13 protein-coding genes are annotated in these 15,818 nt (G+C 67.2%); 8 read left to right on the top strand and 5 right to left on the bottom strand.

The window, feature by feature from the left end; translation table 11 throughout:
* Positions 1-14: 14 nt before the first annotated feature.
* Positions 15-485, bottom strand: a complete 471-nt coding sequence (locus DMB86_RS17485) for an Lrp/AsnC family transcriptional regulator (RefSeq protein WP_171814540.1) — start codon at positions 483-485, stop codon at positions 15-17.
* Positions 486-624: 139 nt separating this feature from the next.
* Here DMB86_RS17485 and DMB86_RS17480 point away from each other — a divergent pair, with 139 nt between their 5' ends.
* Entirely contained in the window at positions 625-1,872 is a 1,248-nt protein-coding gene (locus DMB86_RS17480; RefSeq protein ID WP_113719670.1) for an MFS transporter, read from the top strand.
* 102 nt (positions 1,873-1,974) lie between these two features.
* Here DMB86_RS17480 and DMB86_RS17475 read toward each other — a convergent pair whose 3' ends face one another.
* On the bottom strand, positions 1,975-2,490 hold the full coding sequence (locus tag DMB86_RS17475; protein WP_113718907.1) for an Lrp/AsnC family transcriptional regulator: 516 nt from the start codon (positions 2,488-2,490) through the stop codon (positions 1,975-1,977).
* Between the two features lie 149 nt (positions 2,491-2,639).
* Between DMB86_RS17475 and DMB86_RS17470 the strand changes: the two genes are divergently transcribed.
* From DMB86_RS17470 to DMB86_RS17450, 5 genes are all read left to right on the top strand, one after another.
* Positions 2,640-3,818 carry a trans-sulfuration enzyme family protein gene (locus DMB86_RS17470; RefSeq protein WP_113718906.1) on the top strand — a complete coding sequence of 393 codons (1,179 nt, stop codon included), beginning with the start codon at positions 2,640-2,642 and terminating at the stop codon, positions 3,816-3,818.
* 948 nt (positions 3,819-4,766) lie between these two features.
* A complete protein-coding gene (locus DMB86_RS17465) occupies positions 4,767-5,501 on the top strand; it encodes a hypothetical protein (protein ID WP_113718905.1) in 735 nt (244 codons plus the stop codon).
* A 607-nt stretch (positions 5,502-6,108) separates the two neighbouring features.
* On the top strand, positions 6,109-6,531 hold the full coding sequence (locus DMB86_RS17460; protein ID WP_113718904.1) for a hypothetical protein: 423 nt from the start codon (positions 6,109-6,111) through the stop codon (positions 6,529-6,531).
* 233 nt (positions 6,532-6,764) lie between these two features.
* A complete protein-coding gene (locus tag DMB86_RS17455; RefSeq protein ID WP_113718903.1) occupies positions 6,765-6,983 on the top strand; it encodes a hypothetical protein in 219 nt (72 codons plus the stop codon).
* 414 nt (positions 6,984-7,397) lie between these two features.
* Positions 7,398-9,635: a putative transposase gene (locus DMB86_RS17450; protein ID WP_113718902.1), complete on the top strand. Its 2,238-nt coding sequence runs from the start codon at positions 7,398-7,400 to the stop codon at positions 9,633-9,635.
* A gap of 509 nt (positions 9,636-10,144) precedes the next feature.
* On the opposite strand, the gene DMB86_RS17440 is transcribed toward DMB86_RS17450, so the two are convergent.
* Entirely contained in the window at positions 10,145-11,392 is a 1,248-nt protein-coding gene (locus DMB86_RS17440; RefSeq protein WP_113718901.1) for an MFS transporter, read from the bottom strand.
* Positions 11,393-11,500: 108 nt separating this feature from the next.
* On the opposite strand from DMB86_RS17440, the gene DMB86_RS17435 reads away from it, so the two are divergent.
* A complete protein-coding gene (locus DMB86_RS17435) occupies positions 11,501-12,475 on the top strand; it encodes a LysR family transcriptional regulator (RefSeq protein ID WP_113718900.1) in 975 nt (324 codons plus the stop codon).
* Between the two features lie 67 nt (positions 12,476-12,542).
* Here the strand turns inward: DMB86_RS17435 and DMB86_RS17430 are convergent, their stop codons facing one another.
* Positions 12,543-13,571 carry a nitronate monooxygenase gene (locus DMB86_RS17430; protein ID WP_113718899.1) on the bottom strand — a complete coding sequence of 343 codons (1,029 nt, stop codon included), beginning with the start codon at positions 13,569-13,571 and terminating at the stop codon, positions 12,543-12,545.
* A 35-nt stretch (positions 13,572-13,606) separates the two neighbouring features.
* Here DMB86_RS17430 and DMB86_RS17425 point away from each other — a divergent pair, with 35 nt between their 5' ends.
* A complete protein-coding gene (locus tag DMB86_RS17425) occupies positions 13,607-14,515 on the top strand; it encodes an N-acetylglucosamine kinase (protein ID WP_113718898.1) in 909 nt (302 codons plus the stop codon).
* Positions 14,516-14,587: 72 nt separating this feature from the next.
* Here DMB86_RS17425 and DMB86_RS17420 read toward each other — a convergent pair whose 3' ends face one another.
* Positions 14,588-15,598 carry a LacI family DNA-binding transcriptional regulator gene (locus tag DMB86_RS17420; protein WP_227878466.1) on the bottom strand — a complete coding sequence of 337 codons (1,011 nt, stop codon included), beginning with the start codon at positions 15,596-15,598 and terminating at the stop codon, positions 14,588-14,590.
* Positions 15,599-15,818 lie beyond the last annotated feature (220 nt).

Here is a 15,818-nt window from a genome sequence, read left to right as displayed (position 1 = left end):
CCCCGGCGGTGGCGTCAGCCGCGGCTCATGCCTTCCAGCAGGGGCTGGAGCCGGTAGGGAATGTGTTCGTGGAGGGCCAGCGAGGTCTCCGTGCGGATCACTCCCTTGATGCGCAGCAGCTGGCGCAGCGCCCCCTGCAGGTGGTGGACGTCGCGGGCGGCCAGCCTGCACCAGACATCGCCCCGGCCGGAGATTTCATAGACCTCCAGGATCTGCGGCACGGCCCGCATGGCCGCCACGACGCCGTCGAGGTCGCGGTGTGTCACTTCGATGGTGACGAACGCGACCACGTCGTAGCCGACCGCCGCCAGGTCCACCTCGCGGCCGCCCTGACGCAGGGCGCCCGTGCGCGTGAGTCGGCGAAGGTGCGACTGGACGGTGTTGCGGGCCACGCCGAGGGCGTCGGCAAGCTCGCCGATCTGGGCACGCGGATCCCCGATCAGGGCAAGTACCAGGCGGACGTCAAGGGGGTCCAAAATGCTCATGCGGCTCACTCCGGAACGTGTAGTGCTCACGTTATTGATCAATATGCTTCAAAGAAAGGGAAAACTTGAATCAAAGGACGGTCGATACCTCAGTCTATAGAAGTATTTGCAACAACAAGAGCCGTGAAAGAGAGTGACCGTGACCGTCCTGCAGGACCTGGCCATGCGCCCCGCGCCCGCTTCCCGGTGGTCGTGGAATGCCACGGTCGGCACGCGCCTCTTTCTGGCTGGCACGGTCATTTTCACGCTGCTGGTCGGGGCCAACCTGGCCACCCCGCTCTACCCTCTGCTGCAGGCGCGGATCGGCTTCGACTCGGTGGGTGTGACGGTTGCCTTCACCGCTTATGTGGTGGCCCTCATCGGCGGGCTGGTGCTTTTCGGCCACTGGTCCGATCACATTGGCAGGCGTGCCGCCCTGGTGCTGGCCGTCGTCGTCGGCCTGGCGGGCGGGCTGGTGTTTGGCACGGCAGGCTCGCTGCCGATGTTGGTGGCGGGGCGTGCCCTGCAGGGCCTGGCCGTGGCCATCGGCACCGGTGCCAGCGCCGCGGCCCTGCGCGACCTGATGCCAAGCAGGCCGGAGTGGGCGTCGCGGTTTACGCTGCTTTCCTCCTCGGGCGGCGTGGCCGCCGGGCCCGTGGTGGGCGGGCTGCTGTCCCTGCTCCCGGACCACACCCAAGCGCCGTTTGCCGTGCACTCAGTGATCCTGCTGTTGCTGCTGGTGCCGCTGCTGATGCTCGATGCCCGTCCGGCACTCGCCCCGGCCCCCGCCGGCCAGGGGCGCAACTACCTCCGGCCGCGGCTGCCCGCGCTGGCCCGCTCGGCGCGCGGCACGTTCTGGCTCGCGGCGGCCACCGGATTCGTCAGCTTTGCGGTCTTCGGGTTCTGCCTGTCGCTGGCGCCGGGCTACTTTGCCCACATCATGCAGGCTGATTCCCGACCCCTGATCGGCCTGCTGGCCGCTGTCACGCTCGGTTGCTCGGCGCTCAGCCAGCTGCTTTCACTGCGCGGGCGCTTCCTGGTCCCCGCCGGCCTGCTGCTGCTGGGGGCCTCGGTGGCGCTGATCGCGGCCGCCGGGCCGCTGCAATCGCCCCTGCTGCTGGTGCTGGCGAGCATCAGCGCCGGGCTGGGCCAGGGCGCGGCGTTCCGCGTGGTCTTCAACGACGTCGCCGCAGCCGTGGAACCTTCCCGGCATGCACAGGTCATTTCCGCCGTCTATATCGTCACGTACCTTGGCAGCGCGGTGCCGGTGCTCGGCCTGGGGGTCGCCGTGAAGCTCTGGGGGCTGCAGGCTTCCGTCAGCGGCTTTGCCGTACCCATCGTCGTGGCCTGCGCCGCCCTGGCCGTTGCCGCGCACCGGAGGAGCCGGCCCGCCGCCAAGGTGCGTTGAGCCCGGGAGCAGGCCCGCCGGCGTCGTGCCTTGAACACGTGCAGCGCGCTAAGCGTGCGGCCCTGCAAACGTGCGACTCCGGCGGGCGCGCCGGCGCCGGGCTCAGTCCAGCGGGCCGCTGTGGCCGGGCATGTGCTTGAAGACCAGCGTGGTTTCGGTGTGGCCCACCACGGGGTCGGTGGTCAGGTTGTCCAGCACCCAGTCGCGCAGGGCGTCGGTGTCGCGGACGGCGATGTGCAGCAGGTAATCCACGGAACCGGAGGTGTGGAAGGTGGAGAGCACCTCGGGCAGCTTCGGGACGCGGGAAGTGAAGGTGTCAATCTGGTCGCGGTCGTGCGCTCGCAGGCGGACGGCGATCAGCGCCTGGACCGCCCGGCCGATCACGGCCAGGTTCAGCTTTGCCTCAAAGCCTTCGATGGCGCCGCGTTCCATGAGCGAGCGAGTGCGCATCAGCGCCGTGGAGGGCGCGATGCCCACGGCGTCGGCGAGATCGCGGTTGGTGATGCGGGCGTCCGCCACGAGCGCGTCGATGATCTGGCGGTCCACGCCGTCAAGGGCCTCCACGGGCCGGGGCTGCCCGGCTGAGTCGCGCCGAACGTTCTTCGCTGGTGACGCCATGGGATCCTCCAAGGTGATGTAATGACGCGAATTTGGCGATTGATCCTGCCAATAGTTCACCATTCTAACAAATATCCGCATTTCTGGGACATACTTGCTGCTGATCGATGAATCTTTATGGCAATGCGGCCGGGGAAAGCAGGTTGGCGATGTTGGGCATCGAACTGGGTTGGGATTCAACGGCGGTCCATGCAGGGCGCGAGGACCTGGCGGAACTGGGCGTGCATGCCATTCCGCTGGACATGTCCACCACGGCGCCGCTGGCAGGTGTGGGGTCCGGCGGCGACGCCTACGAGCTCATGGCCACCGGTGGAGTGCCCGCCGCTGGCCAGACCACCGTTTACCAGCGCCTGTGGAATCCCACCGTGGCCCGTTTTGAATCCGGCGTCGCGGCGCTGGAGGGCTCGGCGGAATCCGTCTCCTTTGCCACGGGCATGGCCGCACTTGCCGCGGCACTTCTCGCCGCCGTCGCGGGCGGGAAGCCGCACGTGGTGGCGGTCCGGCCGCTCTACGGCGGTTCGGACCACGTGCTGGCCACGGGGCTGCTTGGGACGCGGGTGACGTTTGTGCAGCCGGGCGGGGTGCGCGCCGCGCTGCGTCCCGAGACCGGGCTGGTGATTGCCGAGACGCCGGCCAACCCGGATCTGCGCCTGCTGGACATCAAGGCGCTCGTGGACGAGGCAGACGGCGTTCCCGTCATGATCGACAACACCTTCGCCACGCCGGTCCTGCAGCGGCCGCTGGAACTGGGCGCCTCGCTGGTGCTGCACAGCGCCACGAAGTTCCTCGGCGGCCACGGCGATGCGATGGGCGGCGTGGTGGCCACGGACGCGGGCTGGGCTTCGCGCCTGCGGCAGGTCCGCGCCATCACGGGCGGGCTGCTGACGCCGTGGCCCGCCTACCTTTTGCACCGGGGGCTGGCCACGCTGCCGGTCCGTGTCCGCGCCCAGCAGGAAACCGCCCACAAGGTTGCTTCGGCGCTGCAGTCCCACGAGGCCGTGGCTCGAGTGCTCTACCCGGGCCTGGCGGAATGCGACCCGCTGGGTCTGGTGGGCACGCAGATGGTCGGCCCGGGATCGCTGCTGTCCTTCGAGGTGGACACCGCCGAGCATGCCGAGGCCATTCCGGAGCATGTCCGGCTCATGACCCACGCCGTCTCACTCGGCGGGGTTGACACCCTGATCCAGCATCCCGCCGGGCTGACCCACCGGCCGGTGGCCGCGGAGGCCAAGCCGCACGCCACCATGCTGCGCGTCTCGATCGGGCTTGAAGACGCCGAGGACATCCTGGCCGACCTGGTCCGGGCCGTCGAAGCCGTCTGTCACTGACGCTCCTGCAGATGCGGGGTGTTTTTTGCTGACGCTCCTGCAGTTGATTGCTTGGCGACAGTTGACGCGGCTTTGTGACCGCTCGAAGTCGCACCCCCGGAGCTAGCATCGACTTGAATTTGATGGGTTGCAAGTCGCGGATCCAGGGATGGCGAGACCGCGCCAAAATAGCCGTGCAAGTGTCGCTAAGTTTGCCGCGATCACGGGCATTTGCTGCGGGTGCAACCACGTCTTGACGTGTTCAATCCCGATTCTGCTGTTGGCTGTCCGTTGGAGTTGCCCCTTGACACCTGTGCCCTCCCGCAGGCCCGCTACTGCCGCAGGCTGATGGCGGCGACATCGGCAAACGCACTCACCGCGTCTTCAAGGCCCGGGGCTGGAGGCATTGACAGGGGTGTTTGGGGAAGCAACGAGGAGGCGCGGGTCCGGTCCTCCATGGGCTTCAATGGGGCTCAGTGGAGCGGCGGGCACCGTTTGCCCCTCATAGAGGTGATCATGCTGCCTGCCTGCTGCCATGGCAGCCCTATCGGCGGACGTCGAAGCCTGTTAGCGTGGAGAGTAAGCCCCAGACCCCGGCGGATCCTTAGATTCCCTAATTTTGGAAGGGTACCGCCGCCATGGTTGGCTACCTAGAACATTCAGGCTTTGTATTACCTGTGGCTTGCATTTTTCCTTTAATGGCTGGTGGCCCGCTATGAGATCGGAAGCCGATGTCTGGAAGGTTCCTGACTGGGCATTGTTAGATGACGGGGGACACCTGCAGGCCGCTTTCACGGGCGTTCGTCCAGCTTGCCCTGACGACGCCAAATTTTGCGGCTGGTGCCGCGCGGGCGCCTGCGCCAGGCGCGGCGGCCTGGAATCACTCATCCAGCGGCGCGCATATGCCTGCGGGGCACGCGATGCGCATCTTTCGTCCTTATCCGGTGCAGTCGCGAGGAGAGTGGGACCTTGACGGTTTCTGCAGTGTCGTTCCAGCGGTGGCTTGACGTCGTGGCGCCGGCGATGAGCCATGCGGCGGTGTGCCGTGCAGCCGGGATCAAGCGCTCGACTCTGGCCCAGCAGTTGGTGCGCGGTCGTGTCAGCGTCGCCACGGTTATTGCTGTCAGCCGTTCCCGACGGCTTTCGGTGGTTGAATCCCTCTCCGTCTTCCCGGACTACCGTGATGTGGCTGCAGGGGTTGCCCAGCCCAGTGATGCTGAGCTGTTGAGTCAAATATCCGACATGGACCTGCTCCGGGAGGTCCTGGCCAGGAGTGCCGCCGCGGAGAGCGGCGCCGATGAAGTCCAGATCGAGTTCTCCCCCATCCCGCACCGGGCATCCGTGCGAGCGTGGTTGGATGCGATCGGCCCCTCCGGCCTGCGCCAACAGCTGTGCCGCAGCACTGGGATTGCACCACAAAACCTATCCGCGCAAATCTCGGCCAACCGCCTCACGCCCGGACTCGCCGTCAGTTGCGCCCGCATCGCCGGGGTGGGCCTCGCCAATGGCCTGGTGGCCACCGGCCTGATCACGCCTGTCGAGGCTGGCTGGGCGCCCGGCTCACGCGCGGAAGCCCTTCGTAAAACCGCCAACAGCGTGCTGGTGGCGCTGGCCGCCGAGCGCATGGACGCCCTCAGCCGCACGCTGCGGCGCAGGGAGCAGGACGCTGCGGCGGCAGAGTCGGTTTGGGAGAACATTGGCTGAGAGCAACCCTGCATTGGGCCGCACTGTCGAGCAGCGGCGGGCCGGCAGCAAGCCCGCCTGGAATCCCGATCACGTCCTTCCTCTTGCGACGCACGCGGCACCCGTCCGTACCTGACCTATCATTCTCTGAGGCCAAGGCCCCGCGTCATTCTCTGCGGCCAGGGCCCCGCGCACTGGGGAGCGGACGGCTTGAGATTGCCTCCACCCATGCGGAAGCCTGCCGGTGCCGTCCCTCGGGACGGGCGAGGGTGGTGCCTTGGCTGGGTGGTTTCACCATGCGTCCAATGTGCCAGAACCGCCCGCGGTCCAACTCGCGGTGCCCAAGGTCCGCCCGGCGCCGTGTGCCGTCACGGGTGTCAGCGCCTGCGGCTTCGTACTGCTGTGGGAATCAGCCTGGCGCCGTTCTGGATGCCGCAGAGGCGCAGGACATGGAAAAGAAGCGTCATACTATTCACTTATCCATTACATTGTGTAAAACTTATGACTGTGTGAATATCCCTGGGGGGAGTGCACACTCTCTTTGGGGGTAAGCGGTGGCCGGGACCCTTCCGGCCACCGCCTAAACAATCAAGTCCTGGTCTCTTGAACGTCATTTGGGAGATTCTTTATGGCCGCCTTGCCACCTGCAGATCGTCACGGGGGAAGCGACGCCCTTGGGACGCAGGCCTTGATCTGCTCTGGGTGCGGTAGCACCGATGACCTGATCATCGAATTCATTGGGCCGATCAAACCGAAGATCGCCGGCCGTATCTCCGTCGAGTACTCATGTTCAGCCTGCGGCTCTTTCAGCGCGCAGGATGCCACGGTCCAGCAGGTGGCCGAGATACTCAACTCAGGGGCCACAGCCCCGGGTGTCCTGCATTTCGGGCGTTACTTCATCCATTGCGGTGAGCCGATGTTGGAAATCGCGGAAGGCCTTTCGCATCTCCACGTTCCTGCGGGCAGCCAAGGCAACCCGGCCGGCCCGATTTCGGTTCGCACCCACCGGCTCAAGTGTCACTGCGGATTCCAGTTGGACGTGCCACTATGAGCCATTCCTGCGCACAGGTTTGCCCGGTGGCACAGACAGCCCAAATGAAACGGAACTAATGAACAGGCACCCGATAAACGGCGCCAGCCCGGCGCGCGATCAGGGGGAGCAGCCCACGGGATGTACCTTTCCGTGCACGAACCCGATGCCGGGCCGCGCGCACGGAAGGGCAAGCAGGGCAGGCCCCGCGCATTGACCAACTACACAACCATGGCTCAAAAAGGAGACATCAGATGACTGGACGAATTGAACTGCATCAAGAGACCAACGGGGCGTACCGCATAAAAATAGTCGATGACTTCATGCGCACAGTGGCCCTGTCCGCAGATTTCGGGTCGGTAAAAGCTGCGCTGGACGGCGTCTTTGCCTTGCGGGAAATCGCCGGCACGGCCCACGTCGTTGACTGCACCACCCGTGAAACCGCAGCCGATCAAGCCCAGGCGGGCAACTGACGCGGCGACAGTTCTTCCTCACCTGGCCAAACCGGGCATCCAGGATGACGAACGCCGACGACCTCGACCCAGGTTTTCTTCGCGGCATTGTCTGCACAGCGTAGTCCCCGCGCCGCTGTTCAAATTCTTGGCGTTGTTCCGCATGGCTTTTCGGTGCAGGGTGTCTTGACGCGGCAAAATAAGCCGACGGGCCTGCCGGTCCAGTATCCAGCGCATCTCTGTTCGCACGCGCCTCCCGTTGTCAGAGGCGCAGCCAGCAGAACTCAGGCCTCTGGACACGGCGATGAAGTGGTCTTCGTGGTTCGTTGAATTGACGCGGTTCTTACTGTGGCCCGGGCTGTTAATCCTGGCCATAGTGTGAGATAATAAAGGCGTGATGAATTCGTTGTGTGGGTGGGTGAAACAATGGTTTCAATGACCATCCAAACCGCCCTTCCTGTGCTGGCCGATCTCGGCGGAGTTCTCATGGGCGAGCATGCCGCCCTGCTGGAAAATGAGGTGGGCGGCAAGGTCTTCATCAACGGGCAGTTGGCCTATGTGTGGGGTGCCGGCCAGGACGGTCTGCGCCGTTTGGCGGCCTCGCAGCTGGTCGATACCGGTGCCGCCCAGGTGAACGAGGTCGCCGCCGGTTTTGGTGTGAACACGGAGTCGTTGCGGCGCTGGCGCAAATCCCTGGAAGGGGCAGGGCTGCTGGGTTTGGCGCCGGTGAAGAAGGGTCCCAAACGTCCTTCCCTGCTGACCGATGAGAAAGCAGCGCAGATACGTGCTGTTCGTGTCGGCGGGGTCAGCCTGCGGGCGACCGCTGAAGCGACGGGGGTTTCCACTGACACGGTCCGACGTGCCATGGCCATGACCACCGCAACAGAAGCAGCGACAGGTCCATCTGCCCGCGATGGCGTGGCACCCCTTGAAGCAGCTGAACAGCTTGCATTGCCGGTGCTGCCGGCCCCGGTGCCCCGTGATGGGGAGCGGGCAGCGGCACGGGCCGGGCTCCTTGACTGTGCGGCCCCGGTGTTTGCCCCGGCCGCCCACATTCGCCATGCCGGGCTGTTCCTGGCGTTGCCGGCACTGGAAACCACCGGACTGCTCTCCTGCGCGAAGGAGGTGTATGGTTCCTTGCCGGACGGGTTCTACGGACTGGAAACCATCCTGATCGATGCCGTATTGCGGGCGTTGGCCGGGGAGACCCGGGCCGAGGGCGCCACCCGCTTCAACCCTGTGGAACTGGGTCGGGTGCTGGGCATGGACCGAGCCCCGGAGGTAAAGACGATCCGCCGCCGGATCTCCCAACTCGCCGAGGCCGGCAAAGCCGAGGAGCTTATTGCCGCCCTGGCCAAACACCACCTGAACATGAGCGGTCCCGATGCTGAGGATCTGACCGCGATCCTCTATGTTGACGGGCATGTGCGCGCCTACCAGGGCACTAAGAAGATCGGAAAGATCTACTCCACCCGGCTCAAGTTCCCGGTCCCTGCAACCGAGGAAACCTGGGTCACCGACGCCCACGGCTCACCGGTGTTCGTCGTCATGGCCGAACCGGGTGCGTCCCTGGCCACCGAGCTGCGCAACCTCCTGCCAGAACTCCGCACGGCTGTGGGTGATGACCGGCGCGTGCTGGTCGGTTTTGACCGTGGAGGCTGGTCACCGGCGCTCTTTCAACACATGGCAGAAAAGGGTTTTGATGTGCTGACCTGGCGCAAAGGCGCCAGCAAAAACATCGACGACGACCAGTTCGCCGAGGTATCCCACACCGGCGAGAATGCTCAGACACGGTCCTGGTCTGTTGCTGACACTCTCGTTGACCTGCCCCTGGCCGCCACGAAGACGACCGGGGAAGTGTTCACGATCCGGCAGGTCAGCCGGATCGTTCCAGCGACCGGTGGTGGCACCCGGCAAATCCACATCCTCACCACCGACAGGGACATGAGCGCTGGCGAGGTGGTGTACCGGATGGGTTCACGGTGGCGGCAGGAAAACCAGTTCCGCTATGCCCGCATGCACTTCGACCTCGACTCCCACGACTCCTATGCTTCCACCGGTGACGATGAGGACCGTTTGGTGCCGGAACCGGCAAAGAAGAAGGCCTACCAAAAGGTCGTTGCCGCCAGGAATGCGCATGCAGAGGCCGCCGCCGTGGCGGATGCGAACCTGCTGGCCCTGAAGACCCCGGCCGACGGTGCCGGTGAAGTCACGCTGACCAGTGCCATGCACAACCAGGTCATGGCACCGGTGGGGGAAGCAGAAAATGCCTTGGTCGCTGCCGAGAAAGTGCACAAGAGCATTCCGGCGAAGGTCCGGCTCGGGGACCTGAGCCCCGGACAGCAAGTCCTGAACACCGAGACCAAACTCATCCACCACGGCATCCGCATGGCCGCCTACAACACCGCGATGAGCATCGCGCGGGAAATCCGCACCAACACCGGCTACAAGCGCGCCACCCAGGAAGCCCACGCGCTCATGCGCCAAGCCTTCAACCAGGCCGGTGACATCGACCCCACCAAACCCGGATACCTCACGATCAGCCTCGACCCACTGCCGACCAAGGCAAAAACCGCGGCCATCGCCCAGCTATGCGAACACCTAAACAGCACCCAAACCCGCTACCCAGGCACCGGGCTCATCCTGCGCTACAAAATCAAGAGCAACGCCTAACAACCCACAGTCATTACCTCACCATGACCGGAGTCCTGGAACTGGGCGCTTCTAGCAATGGCTGCTTCTTACGTCATCGGTACGGGCGTCCTTTCCTGAAACGGCCGCATTGGAGTAACGAGGTGCATCCACCGCAAGACTCATGGTCCCACAAACCAAGGGAAGGACACGATGGTCGACGGCGGCACGTTCTTCGTCTAAACCTGGATTGTCCCGGGCGATCCACCCGGGACATGCTTGCCTTCGCCGCCAAAGTCCGCAGCCGAGGCGTGGGCCTGCGGGTCGTCAATCTTGGCGACGGCGAGTCCAAAGGACGTGGGCGGGAAGCCCCGCCCGGTCGCTGACAGCCAGGTTCGAAGCGCAATGCGCCTGGTAAAGGGCGGTGACCCGCTGTGCAGGTTTCGCGCGACCTCGGAATATCCCGGGCGGCGATAATAAACCGGTCGAGAGCGACCAAATCCATACCGGAAGGCTGCATTATCTGAAGGAGCGTTGCCTGGAAGGCTGCATTATCTGAAGGAGCGTTGGGGGCGCCCGGCGGGCAGCAGGGCCGCCGCCGTGCCGGCCGCCAGCACGGCCAGGACTGCCAGGGCAGCCGCCAGCGCGGTCCAGCCAGCGGCCTGGAACACCAGCCCAGCCGACCACCCCACGACGCTCGAGCCGGCATAGTAGCTGAGGTTGTACAGCGAGGAGGCCTGGGCCCTGCCCGAGGTGGCAAGAGCCCCCGTCCAGCCGGAGGCGATGCTGTGGGCGCCGAAGAACCCGGCGGTGAACACCACCAGGCCGACCAGGATGACAGGCAGCGCCGCGGCCAGTGTCACGGCCAGGCCTGCCACCATCAGGACAGTGGACGCCAGCAGCATGTTGCGCCGGCCGAACCGCGCAGCCAGTCCCGCCACAGTGCGCGAGGACACCGTCCCGGCCAGGTAGGCCAGGAACAGCAGTGCCACCGCGGAGGCTGGCAGCAGGTAGGGCGGCGCCTCAAGGCGGAAGCCCAAGTAGTTGTAGACACTGACAAAGGCACCCATCAACAGGAACGCCTGTGCGTACAGTGCGAGCAGCGACTTGTTGCGCAGCTGGGGGAGCAGCCTGGCCAGGGCCGCACGAAAGCCGCCGCCTCCCCGCACCGGGGTGAAGCCGCGTGGCCCGGGCGCCAGCAACAGGAAGCCGACGGCGGCCACTGCGGCACAGGTGGACACGCAGAGTGTCCCGATCCGCCAGCCGGCAAGGTCCGCCACGGGTCCGGCCAGCAGCCGCCCGAACAACCCGCCCAGAGTGGTGCCGGCCACGTAGGCGCCGGCCGCGGCCCCCGCGTGGCGCGGGCTGATTTCCTCGGTCAGGTAGGCAATGGCGAGCGCCGGGATCCCGCCCAGGGCGGCGCCTTCCAGGGCCCGCAGGATCAAGAGTGTTTCGAAGTTCGGGGCGGCGGGAACCAGCAGGCCGAAGACGGTGGCCAGGATGACGGCCACTCCCATGGTGCGCACGCGCCCGGCGCGGTCCGCCACAAACGACCACGGAAGCACCGCGGCGGCCAGGCCCAGGGTGGCCACGGAGATGGCCAGGGACGATTGCGCGGCGGAGACGTGCAGATCGCGGGACATCAGGGGCAGCAGCCCCTGGAGCGAGTACAGCTGGGCAAAAGTTGCGACTCCGGAACACGCCAGCGCGGCGAGGACCCTGCGGTAGCCGGCACTGCCGAGGCCGTGGCCCGCCCATGGAGCAGGCGCTGTCGGGGTCCCGGTCTGGTTCGCGCTCATCACAGGTTCAACCGTAGGTCCGCCTGACCAATGCGTCCAATGCATGATTTGTTCAAATCCAACCCAAATATGGATGACAAACCTGGCGCTTCCATGCTTCCATGAAGCATGGAAGACGATCACGACGACCTCTCCGGGCTGCTTCCCGTGCTGCCGATCTTGGTGGAACTGGGTGCCAGCCGTCACGTCACGGCAGCCGCACAGGCGCTGGGGATCCCGCAGTCGACGGCCAGTCGGGCGCTTTCCCGGGCGGCCGGCGTCGTCGGTACGCCCTTGCTGCTGCGCCGGGGCCGCGGCGTGGAACTGACGCCGGCGGCGCTGGCGCTCATCCCCAAGGCGGCCGAGGCGCTGGCTGCGGTGCGCGCTGGCCTGGCCCAGGCCCGGGAGGAATCCGGAAAGTCGTTCGGCCAGGTCTCCGTGGCATTCCAGCACACCTTCGGGGAGGCCACGCTGCCCCTGCTCATCAGGGGTTATGCCAAGGACAACCCCTCAGTCACCTTCGACCTCCAGCAGGGCAGCCGGCAATTCTGCCTGGAACTGCTCGAAACGGGGGCGGCTGACCTTGCTCTCGTGGCCCCACCGCCCGCGCCGACCAGCACCATCCGTGCGGAGGTGCTGTATTCGGAACCGCTCATGCTGGTGGTTCCCGAGGGCCACCGGCTGGCCGGCTCCGGCGGGACCCGGCTGGACGCGGTGCGGGACGAAGGATTTGTGATGCTTGAACCCGGCTACGGCATGCGCTCGATCGTGGAGGCGCTGTGCCGCAGTGCCGGGTTCCGCCCACGGGTGGATTTCCAGGGCCAGGACCTCCACACCATCCGCGGGCTGGTCTCCGCGGGGCTGGGCGTTGCCGTGGCGCCTCCTGCCCGTCCCGGCCGCGGTGCCTCCGCCTCCGGCCGCGATGCCTTCCGCGGCTCCCTCGGCTGGCGCGAGGTGGAGATCACCTGGCCCTCCGCCCGGCGCGACATTGGCCTGGTCTGGCACAACCGGCCGGACGGGCCGGCCCAAGCGACGCGGTTCAGGGACATGGTGCTGTCCCGGGGTCGGGAACTGCTGGGCAGCGCGGCCAGGGAGCGCCCCTGACGGCGGGCTGCTGACGGGCCAGGCGGGAGCCCGCCCGCCCAGGTGCCGGCAGCACCGCCGACGGAGCCTACAGTCCGTCCAGAAAGCCCTTGACAATGCCCTCCACCGGCCCGGCGGCAGCCTTTTGCCATGCCGTCCCGGCCCACAAGTTCAGGGACTCCCGGTCCCCGCACGCCGCAGCGGCGGCGCGCAGCGGTCCGGTGAGGAAGTGCACTTCGGGGTACGCATGGGGCGCAGAGGCGGAGTGTCTGCGGACAAAATCGTTGACCAGCGCCCGCGCCGCCCGTCCCGTAAACGCGCGGGTGACGGCAGTGGCCGTGTAGGCCGGATCGGCCAAGGCGTCCTTGTGCAGCGCGCGGGCGCCGCTTTCGTCGCTGCGCAACACGGCCGTCCCCAGCTGCACCGCCTCGGCGCCGGCCGCCAGCACGGCCTTGGCCGTTGCCGCGTCGCCAATCCCGCCGGCTCCGACCAGGGGAAGCCCGACGGCGTCCCTCACCTCGGCGACCAGCTCCACGATACCGGGCGCGCCCTGCGAGGCGCCCGGCAGGAAGGCCGCCGAGTGGCCACCGGCATTGGAATGCTGCACCACCAGCGCGTCCACGCCGGTACCGGCCGCTGCCACCGCTTCGGCAACGCTGGTCACCGACGCCACCACCTGCGTGCCCTTCGCGTGAAGCGCCGCCACCACGGAGTCGGGCGCCAGGCCAAAGGTGAAGGAGACCAGCGGCACCGGATCGCCCAGCAGCAGGTCCAGCTTTTCTTCCCAAAAGTCCTGCGCCTTGGGGTCCGCGGGGCCGGGCAGATCGGCCGGAAGCTCGGCACCCAGGCGCTCGGCGCCCGCCGCCAGTTCCGTGCGGTAGCGGGCCAGCGCGGCGGCGTCGGCGGGGTTCAGCGGTGCGGTGCGCGGGACAAACAGGTTTACGCCAAAGCCGCCGCCGGCGGCCCGCAGGGGTGCCAGGTGCTCGGCGAGGGATGCGGCCGTTCTGTACCCGCCCGCGGCGAAGGCGAAGGCACCTGCGCGGCGGGCAGCCAAGGCGAGTTCCGGCGTCGTGGTTCCGCCGGCCATGGGGGCAACGATGATGGGGGAAGCGAACATGCCATTAGTCTAGGTGGGTGACAAGCCACTCATTGATGCCCGATGTCCCGCAGCCGGCCGTGCTGGGCCTGGACATTGGCGGCTCCAAAACACGCGGCATGCTCTGGGCGGGCGGGACCGTCGCCGCGGACGCGGGCGCGGGCAGCGCCAACGTGCAAAACGTGAGCGTCGAAACCGCCCGCGACAACCTGGCGGAGCTCTTCGGGAAGCTGGGCAATCCGCGCCCGGACGTGGTGCTTGCGGGCGCCGGCGGCGTGGACACGGACGACGACGCCGACGCCCTTCGCGCGCTCATCGGTCCCTTTGTGCCGGGAGCCGCGATCACCGTGGTGCACGACACCCGCCTTCTCCTCGCCGCCGGCGGCGCCTCCACCGGTGTGGCCGTGATCGCGGGCACGGGGTCCGCGGCGTGGGGCACCAACGCCCAAGGCTACGAGGCACGCGCCGGGGGGTGGGGCTACCTGCTTGGCGACGAAGGCAGTGGATACTGGCTGGGACGGGAAGCCGTCAGGCACAGCCTGCACCAAATGGACCTGGGCGCCGAACCGGACGCATTGACCCGCGGCCTGCTCGAGTACTGCAAGCTGAAGAGCCCGCGCGAATTGATCGGCCACTTTCACTCAGGCACCACACGCCGCTACTGGGCCGCCGCGTCGCCAGTGGTCGTGGCGGCAGCGGCCAACGGCCATCCGGGGGCGCTTGCCATGGTGGACCGCGCCGGCGCCGACCTTGCCGCGATGGCGCACCAGGTGGCGGCGCAGCTGGGGGTCGCCGGACCCATTGTCCTGGGCAGCGGCCTGGGCAGCAACGTGCCCGCCCTGCAGGAATCCTTCAAGCGGCACCTGGCCGCCAAGGGCCTGGACGATGTGCGGATCCTGGATAAGGACCCCATCTACGGTGTGCCGTTGCTCGTTGCCCAACAGGCAGCACCCGGCAGGAAATAGCCGGAGGCCGGCCGGCCGCAGCGTCGTCGCAGCGGCGACGGGCGGGACGCGACGCTCAGGCTGGCGGCGCGGTCAGCGTGGCGGCGCGGTGCTTCCGCGGATAATCAGCGTCGGCGCCACCAGCTCCGGATAGTCACCCATGTCCGGGTTGGCAATCTGCGCCAGGAGGTGCAGGACGGCCCGGCGCCCGGTGTCCTCGAAAGACTGGCGGATGGTGGTCAGGGGAGGGTTGGCGTAGGCGGCCAGGTCGATGTCGTCAATGCCCACTACTGACACGTCCTCCGGGATGCGCCGGCCCAGTTCGCTCAGCGCCCGGATGACGCCGAAGGCCATTTCATCACTGGCCACCAGAATGGCAGTCACCTCCGGCATTCGGCCCAGGATCAGGCCGTTGCGGTAGCCGGATTCCGGGCTCCAGTCGCCGTGGAGTTCCGGGGGCACCTCGCGGCCGGCCTCCGTCAGCGTCCGGCGCCAGCTGTCCAGGCGGCTCGCGGCGTCGGACCAGTCGCTCGGGCCGGCCACGTGCCAGACGGTCCGGTGGCCCAGGTCGAGGAGGTGCCGTGTGGCCAGGACGGCCGCTATGTCCTGGTCAACGCCCACCAGCCCGTCGCCGCTTCCGGAAGAGCCATCGGTGGTGACGGTGGGAATGCGCGCGGTCAGCTGGCGGACCTTCGGGGCGGCGTCGCGCAGCGGCGTCGCGATGATGAGCCCGTCCACGCCCTGGAGCACCAGCCGGCTGACGGCGTCGGTCAGCGCCTGCACGCTCAGGTCCGAGGTCACGGAATTGACGGTGTAACCGGCTTCGCGGGCTCCCAGTTCGATGCCCAGGGCCAGCGAGGACCGTGAGTAGTAATTCGTGGCCAGCGTCAGCACGCCTATCGTCTTGGACCGGCCGGTGACCAGCGCCCGGGCGGTGTTGTTCCGGCGGTAGCCCAGGTCTTCCACGGCCGCCAGCACACGCCGGCGCGTGGCTTCCTGGACGTTGGGATGGTCGCTGAGCACGCGTGAGACGGTTTGCGCCGAGACGCCGGCCGCCGCGGCGACGTCGCGCATGGCCGGGCCGCGCTTGATTTTCGGTTCCATGGCGGGCGTCCTCGCTGGGCTGGGGCCGTGCGCCGCAAGCGCGGCGGCGGCCCTGGGAGTCGGTGTTGTTCGTCCCAGTGTAGTTGTTTCCCGTAACATGACCGTTCCCGACCGCGACCGCTGATTGTGCCCGCCCGCCTCCCTTCGCCTATGATTGTTATCGATAACAGAAGTGTGCCGTCCGAGACGGCCCAGCGAGCGCCAGGAGAAGATTTGCGCG

It is taken from the genome of Arthrobacter dokdonellae, assembly GCF_003268655.1.
GTDB lineage: Bacteria > Actinomycetota > Actinomycetes > Actinomycetales > Micrococcaceae > Specibacter > Specibacter dokdonellae.
Note: the sequence above shows the minus strand (reverse complement) of the source record. Positions and strands in the feature narration are given on the sequence as shown.

Coding starts and splice junctions, on each gene's coding strand:
- DMB86_RS17435 (WP_113718900.1), top strand. CDS start 11,501: ATGGAAGACGATCACGACGACCTCTCCGGGCTGCTTCCCGTGCTGCCG.
- DMB86_RS17485 (WP_171814540.1), bottom strand. CDS start 485: ATGAGCATTTTGGACCCCCTTGACGTCCGCCTGGTACTTGCCCTGATC.
- DMB86_RS17470 (WP_113718906.1), top strand. CDS start 2,640: ATGTTGGGCATCGAACTGGGTTGGGATTCAACGGCGGTCCATGCAGGG.
- DMB86_RS17450 (WP_113718902.1), top strand. CDS start 7,398: ATGACCATCCAAACCGCCCTTCCTGTGCTGGCCGATCTCGGCGGAGTT.
- DMB86_RS17455 (WP_113718903.1), top strand. CDS start 6,765: ATGACTGGACGAATTGAACTGCATCAAGAGACCAACGGGGCGTACCGC.
- DMB86_RS17430 (WP_113718899.1), bottom strand. CDS start 13,571: ATGTTCGCTTCCCCCATCATCGTTGCCCCCATGGCCGGCGGAACCACG.
- DMB86_RS17460 (WP_113718904.1), top strand. CDS start 6,109: ATGGCCGCCTTGCCACCTGCAGATCGTCACGGGGGAAGCGACGCCCTT.
- DMB86_RS17425 (WP_113718898.1), top strand. CDS start 13,607: ATGCCCGATGTCCCGCAGCCGGCCGTGCTGGGCCTGGACATTGGCGGC.
- DMB86_RS17420 (WP_227878466.1), bottom strand. CDS start 15,598: ATGGAACCGAAAATCAAGCGCGGCCCGGCCATGCGCGACGTCGCCGCG.
- DMB86_RS17475 (WP_113718907.1), bottom strand. CDS start 2,490: ATGGCGTCACCAGCGAAGAACGTTCGGCGCGACTCAGCCGGGCAGCCC.
- DMB86_RS17440 (WP_113718901.1), bottom strand. CDS start 11,392: ATGAGCGCGAACCAGACCGGGACCCCGACAGCGCCTGCTCCATGGGCG.